Here is a 6,591-nt window from a genome sequence, read left to right on the forward strand (position 1 = left end):
AGATACAAGGCATTGAAATCAATCAAATTCAACTCCAAAAAATAAATTGCATTCTATATGGAACTGCGATTTTGACCTATTTACCATTTTACATGTTATGCCGGCCACCACATCACAAATTCAAGACAACCCACTGATAATATTCACTTAATTTAGCGAGCGCAAGGAGCTTCTTTGTAGTATACTTATTGTATAAGAGATCAGGAGTGAAAATTATGAATCTAGAATCTCGTATGCGTCAGTCAATCAGTCGACGTACAGGATCGGTTTTACTTCGTTCTGATGTTGCCAATCTTGGCAGTCCTACTCAGGTGTCGAGTATTTTAAATAAGCTGATTTCTAAAGGAGTCATCCATCGACTTGGCCGCGGTATTTACGCGAAAGCCAACGTTATTAACACTCCACCCAAAGAAATGACGGATTCGCTGTTAACCATAATCTCAGATGCTGCCGCTAAATTGGGTTACTCATTAGTCCAAAAGCCAGATATAGACGCCAATGCTGCTAGATCTGGTAAGCCTATTATAATCGAGACTAGCACTCCCAGAGTTTGGAAGACGATCTTTATTAATAATATAGCGATAACCTTTCGTACCAGATCTAAAAGGGCACGCAGTAGCAAAACTAATCAGACGCTCAAGTTTCCAACTAAAAACGTTGCTCAATATGTGGAAGCTCTAGCACATTCACATCAGGTAAAGTACAAAAAATGTTCACTGGATCGCTGGGCTAACTCTGTAACAAAACTCGCGGGTGACGAAGTGAGACAAGATAGCGTTGAGGATCTGCTCATAGCAATGAAGAGGGCCGGTAAGATTTCAACAAAGGATGTCGCAATACTAACTATTAATTACCTCAGGGAGAGAAACGAAAGTGTTCGACCCGTTTAAGGATTTTGAAGAAGCTGGTTATTTACAAAACCGGTTTAAAGAAAAAAATCTGGAGATTGTTCGAGAAATTGAGCACACGATGTTTCGTGCTGGCCTCGATGATGCGCTTAGTTACCTATCTAATAAACAGCAAATCACATACAGTGACTTTAAAGCTGTTCACAAGATTCTTTTTCATGAGTTCTACCCGTGGGCAGGGAAAGATCGGAATGAAGTTGTCCCAAACTTAGCAATATCAAAAGCGAATACGCAGTTCTGTCATCCAGTAGATATCGAGCGAGCGGTAGCTGAAGGGCTCAAAATTGCTCATGACAAAATTCAAATGCGTAAGCGTTCAGGCGAAGTCATGGGCTACTTCGCATATGGCCACCCTTTTCTCGATGGAAATGGAAGAACAATGCTGATTATTCACAGCGAGTTATGTTACCGGGCTGGATTCTGTATTGATTGGCAGCAAACAGCAAAAAATGATTATTTATCTGCCTTAAGCAAAGAAATCACTTCGCCAGGTAAAAACCATTTAGACAGCTATTTATCGACATTCATTGTTCCTCAACGTGACAGGCTTGCATGGGGTGGATCAATAGGTGATATAAAAGGTTTAGACGGCAGCCAAGCTCAGGATTCTGTCGAGGGAGAGTACAGTAACCAAGAAGTTCTTGCTAAGTACAAAGAGTTTGAGCTTAATCGAAATAAGTAAAACAATCAGGTGCTTTCACACTTTTTAAAATGCAAATTGGTATCAATTCTAGATACTAACTGAGTGGTAAGGCCTGAAATTTTCTAGACACCATCTACCTTCTTTAAAATATTCACGCTTGAAGTTGTTCGGTGAAACTACAGCATAGCTGAGGATTCACGAACTTGTATACGAAGAGCTGTTTATTTGCTTTTTTTGCTATTACTGCAGATGCTTTGACTCTTTGAAACAGAGCACTAACGTGCTCTGATTTCTACTAGTTCAACTCGCTGGTTCAAACTGCGGCCAGCTTAATTCCGGTTACTGGCAAATGCTGCCATCATGCCAGCCTTTCTTGATAATTACCTTAACGAAAACTCATGCTCTGCAACCTCAAGGAGTTTTGGGTAAGGTACAAAGCCTGGAATAACTTGTTCGCCGATCATAATCGCAGGAGTACCGCGTAGCCCAAAGCCAGTAAATACGGCCATGTTGCGCTCAACAATCTGCTGGCTCTCTGCTGATGCAGTTAACAATGTATCATTGCCAGTACTGGTACCGATATGCCTTAAAGAGTCTGCGGTATGAAGCCCTGATTTCTTCATTAACAGTTGATGCGCTTTATCAAATTCTGGTTTGTTGCTGCGCCATAAATCCAGCGCTAATAAAGCTGAGCTGGTTTTTGCACCTGCAGGGCGCTGTTGGCGCAGTGGGACCAGAATATTAATGACCTGTACTGACGGATACTTTGCGACTAACTTTTCCAGCTCCGGTTCTAGTCGTTTACAATAAGGGCAATCGTAGTCAGTAAATACAATAATTTTATGGGCAGCATTCGCATTCCCCAGCACTGGATGCACTGTGTTATTAAACAGCCAGTCATGATTTTCAGCTAAAAATGCGTCTTTTTTTGTTTTCTGTGCCAGATAATTGTTCAGTCCCTGATACATACTGTTTATCAGCATCGGGTTGGCGCTTAGTATGGTATTAATCTCGCTAAGTTCTCGTTGCTGTTGCTCAGTTAAACTTTGAGCTTGTAGTGGCGCAACAATGCTTAGTTGCAAGACACCTATAGTGCACAGGCTAAGAAAAAAAGTTTTCATAAGTAGTACCTTAAGTTAGTTAAAATGCTTGTAAAACCATAAACGGGCCTGTAAGCCCAGAGAGGTCGTCACTCCTGATGTGACCCAGACAACCTGGCCATTAACCACCAATGCAATGGTTGGTGTTACACCCACTTGCCACTGGGCGGTAAGCAAGCCATCCTGGTCGTTGATCACCGGGAAGTGGTAATCTTTAGCTGTCATATAGTGTTGTAGTTTCTGGTCATCACCTGAGCGCAGGGCGATACTGACTACTGGATATGTATCGTTAAAGCTGTCCATGACCGGTGAGGTCAGCTGACAGATCGGGCACCAGGTCGCCCAGAAATAAACCAGTATGGGCCCTTCGTGGCTGAGGCTTTGTAAATCATGCCCCTTTCCCTGAATATCCATCAGCGGCTGTTGTACCGGCAATGATTCAGGGACCTGTCGATTGCGGTACCAATCCAGAGCCAGCACCAGCGCGAATATCAGCACTGTATAAAGAAAGAACTCAATCAGGCGGCGGCGCCAGCGGTTCGGTTGGTTCGTTTGGTTATTTGGTTTGGTCACGGGCTTGCTCCAATGCTTGAATCACCACGTCGGTGGTTAAAAGAGTAGGTAAAGCAATACCCTCAGGGGCGCCAGGCCCATACACTTTATTAAAGGGTACTCCAAAGGTGTTGTTGCTTTGCAAGTAATGGCTTATAGCGGGGTTGCGCACTGTCCAGTCACCGCGTATCCGGACAACACCAGGCTCTGCCAGCGCGTTATGCACTGGTTGCTGTAGCAATACGCCAATCTTGTTTGCTTTACAGGTAATACACCAGTCTGCAGTGATATCAACAAACACCACGTTTCCAGCAGCGACAGCGGTATGAATGTGCTGGTCGGACAGTGGCTGCCAGTCATGATCGGCAGGTAATACCTGCTGCCAGCTTTCAGCCGTAAGCATTAGTGCGACACCTGATGCCGCCCCCAGCAATGCAAGCGTGCTAATCAGGTAGAGAATGATCTTCAGTCCATAGGTTCTGCCTAGTATGAACAAGGTCACCACAAGTAAGGCGACCAGTAACAACGTAAATGTTGCGCTGCCCATAAAAGGCGTTAGTAAACTAAGTAACCATAAACTTGTAGCAAACATCATCGCCGCGAAAAACGGCTTAACCCACAGCATCCAGCGGCCTGGTTTAGGTAGCCACGCTGATAATTGTGGCAAAGCAGCTAGCAGTAACCAGGGTAACGCCATGCCTATTCCCAGGGCGGTAAATATCAGTACTATGGTGACAATGTCAGCTGACAGTGCAAAAGCGACAGCCGTACCCAAAAATGGCGCGGTGCATGGTGTGGCTAATAATGTGGCCAACATGCCCTGTAAAAAATGTCCTGCATAGCTATTGTTGCCTTTTGTTGCTGCCCAGCCCCCTAAAGAACCCGGTAAACGAACCTCAAAAGCGCCTGCCAGATTTAAAGTAAATAACCAGGTGACACCTACCATTCCGCCAATAAAGTAAGGGTTTTGGAATTGAATACCCCAACCAATACTTTCTCCCGACCATTTCAGTAAGCTAAGTGCCAGGGCTAATAGCCAGAACGAGGTGATAATACCGAGTGCTGAAGCCAGGAATTGCTTTCTGATAGTGCTACCTTGCTTTGGTTTATTCAGCAGCATGCTTTGGAGTTTTATCCCAAGAACCGGTAACACACAGGGCATGATGTTCAAGATCAGGCCACCAGCCAGAGCTAACAGTAAAATGAGCAGAAGTGATCGTTGACTGTCCGGAGGTACCGACGTAACCGCCGTTAACGTAACCGGGTATTCAGCAGAAAACTCATTGTCTGTTACTGTGACATAAAGCGTTTTGTCCGTCAGATCGGGCAAACCCAACCAGTGGCTGGCGCTCACTACTACACTTAGCTCTTTGCCTGATAGGTTGGCAGATGCAACCTCGTACACCACTTCAGACAAGCCATCCTCATTGCTGTGAATAAATATTTCGGGGCTTGTCCAGCCATGGTCTCGTTCCAGCTGAATGTAGATTTGTCCTGGCTTATCGGTGATACCAGCTTGCTTAATTTGCACATCCGCCAGTGGTTGCGGTACCTGACTCATCGCCTGACTAAACAGGAACATCTGCTCTTCATCGGCTTGCAGCGAAGCTATATCAATCGGAAGCTCCAGTGCAAAGTCTGTCAATACGCAGATTGTAGTGCAGCTTGGTACGGTGAGAACACCTTGCAAAACGGCTGAGGGTGCACCAGGCGTGAGTTGCAGCTGTAGCGGAAAAGTAACGCTATGCTGATACCCTTGGGTGGCAAAACCTTGCACAAGATAACGCGATGGTGCAGGCCAGAACCAATGAATATCGACCAGGTTTTTTGAATCCGACCAGTGTAACGAAGGTGCAATACCTCCTTCACCAGGCGCTTGCCAGTAAGTTTTCCAGTCGTCATCTAACTGTACCTGCAAGGTTGCTGGTAAGACAGCTGAGCTAGCATCATAGTGGCCGGTCAGTGTTAATTTTACTGATAAATGGGGTGCTTCAGCTGTTGTCAGCCAACCAGTGCTGGGAGGGGTGGCCAGAGCGCTTGCGCTAAAGAGCACGCTGCCAATAAGCCCAAACAACACCCATGGCTGACGCCATAGCGAAAAAAGGTTGTACATGTCATGTTCTCCTGAAAAAAGATAAAAGCGTGGTTTTTAAGCCAGTTATCTATTCCAGGAAGCAACAAAATACGGAGTGCGTGCGCCGCTTCGGGCGCCAGAATGGTTTAAGTTTGAGCGGCTTTTGGGTGCGAAATACACTGACAAACAGCAATAGCACAATGAAAAGGATTGCGACAAAATCAGACAAGTCCTGCTGAGCCTGGGTGATTAGATAGGAGGTTTTGTCACAGCGCTCGGTGTTGGCTGAGTACCCTCCATCGCTCTGAGAAGCAATCGTGCTTTTTTGTGTGTCTGCCATAGCTAGCGTATGAGCTGTATAGGTTACCGTCGCCGTGGTACTCAGATTAAGAACGTTTTGCCAGATTTTCGCACTGCTGCCCCAGCATGTGACGAAAACACACAATAGCAGCGCAATAAAGATGCGACTGTTATGGAGTTTTTGGCGGATCTGAGTGAGCATAGCGTCATGTCATTAGTTAAATCAGCGGAAAGCCTAACAGAACAACAAGGTGATTAGAATAGATATCGTCCTTTTGGATACTCTAAGAGCTCTAACGTGCTCTATGGTCAGCAAATGACAATCAAGACTCTTTATTTATCTAAAGCAGCTCATAGCAAAGCAACATTGAATATAGTTAATTTTTAATTCATTTCGCACTTTAATAAGTATTAAAGTGCAAATCCGTATCGATTATAGATACTCATCGCGTGCTTAAGCAGCTATTTAGCTCGACTAGCTGAAAAGCCGCATAAAATTTGAATAAATCGTAATTTATGCAGTTTTATACATGTCATGAGCACACTTTCAGACCGATTCAGTGCTAGCCGAAAAAACATGCATGCTCGTCGTTCTCGACAACTGTTACAGCTTCTTCAATCGTCCTGGCCGTTGGATATGGCTGATAACTATGCCACTTCAAATCTTGCCTCATCCAGAAAATCTTCCAGACTTTCTTTGTCTGCACAAACGTCAGCTTGGCAATATCTACTTCAATCATTTCAGCCTTATTGCGATAATTCTGGCGTAACTCATAGATCACAATAGTATGGCCGTCCTGCCGATAAGCGAGATCGACTTCCGAACGTAAATGAGCTGGGGGCCGTCTCTTTTGAAGAAAATCTTCCAGGGCCTTCTCACATTTTTTAATTTCAAACTCGCTTAATGCCAACTTAAAATATTCCTATAAGTTTATGGCTGCTCAAAAAGCTGATTTATGACTTCCGATACTGTTTTAAGTGTCGCCATGCTATGCGGATGAAGAGTTGTAGCCC

General features: G+C 44.7%; 6 protein-coding genes. 2 read left to right on the top strand and 4 right to left on the bottom strand.

Translation table 11 applies throughout. The annotated features are described in order from the left end of the window. Positions 1 to 215: 215 nt before the first annotated feature. Together Q3O60_RS09045 and Q3O60_RS09050 are read left to right on the top strand one after the other, a co-directional pair. Positions 216 to 890, top strand: coding sequence for a type IV toxin-antitoxin system AbiEi family antitoxin domain-containing protein (locus Q3O60_RS09045; RefSeq protein WP_305893596.1), 675 nt, complete (start codon positions 216 to 218; stop codon positions 888 to 890). Beyond that, entirely contained in the window at positions 874 to 1,590 is a 717-nt protein-coding gene (locus Q3O60_RS09050; RefSeq protein WP_305893597.1) for a Fic/DOC family protein, read from the top strand. Before Q3O60_RS09045 ends, Q3O60_RS09050 begins: the two co-directional genes overlap by 17 nt. 341 nt (positions 1,591 to 1,931) lie before the next feature. Here the strand turns inward: Q3O60_RS09050 and Q3O60_RS09055 are convergent, their stop codons facing one another. From Q3O60_RS09055 to Q3O60_RS09070, 4 genes are all read right to left on the bottom strand, one after another. Then, positions 1,932 to 2,672: a thioredoxin domain-containing protein gene (locus tag Q3O60_RS09055; RefSeq protein ID WP_305893598.1), complete on the bottom strand. Its 741-nt coding sequence runs from the start codon at positions 2,670 to 2,672 to the stop codon at positions 1,932 to 1,934. A 15-nt stretch (positions 2,673 to 2,687) separates the two neighbouring features. Then, positions 2,688 to 3,224 carry a protein disulfide oxidoreductase gene (locus Q3O60_RS09060; RefSeq protein ID WP_305893599.1) on the bottom strand — a complete coding sequence of 179 codons (537 nt, stop codon included), beginning with the start codon at positions 3,222 to 3,224 and terminating at the stop codon, positions 2,688 to 2,690. Then, positions 3,208 to 5,316, bottom strand: coding sequence for a protein-disulfide reductase DsbD family protein (locus tag Q3O60_RS09065; protein WP_305893600.1), 2,109 nt, complete (start codon positions 5,314 to 5,316; stop codon positions 3,208 to 3,210). The genes Q3O60_RS09060 and Q3O60_RS09065 overlap by 17 nt, the downstream gene beginning before the upstream one ends. An 824-nt stretch (positions 5,317 to 6,140) precedes the next feature. Further along, positions 6,141 to 6,488: a DUF3024 domain-containing protein gene (locus Q3O60_RS09070; protein WP_305893601.1), complete on the bottom strand. Its 348-nt coding sequence runs from the start codon at positions 6,486 to 6,488 to the stop codon at positions 6,141 to 6,143. Positions 6,489 to 6,591: the final 103 nt, after the last annotated feature.

The organism is Alkalimonas collagenimarina (genome assembly GCF_030717845.1).
GTDB lineage: Bacteria > Pseudomonadota > Gammaproteobacteria > Enterobacterales > Alteromonadaceae > Alkalimonas > Alkalimonas collagenimarina.

Coding starts and splice junctions, on each gene's coding strand:
- Q3O60_RS09045 (WP_305893596.1), top strand. CDS start 216: ATGAATCTAGAATCTCGTATGCGTCAGTCAATCAGTCGACGTACAGGA.
- Q3O60_RS09055 (WP_305893598.1), bottom strand. CDS start 2,672: ATGAAAACTTTTTTTCTTAGCCTGTGCACTATAGGTGTCTTGCAACTA.
- Q3O60_RS09065 (WP_305893600.1), bottom strand. CDS start 5,316: ATGTACAACCTTTTTTCGCTATGGCGTCAGCCATGGGTGTTGTTTGGG.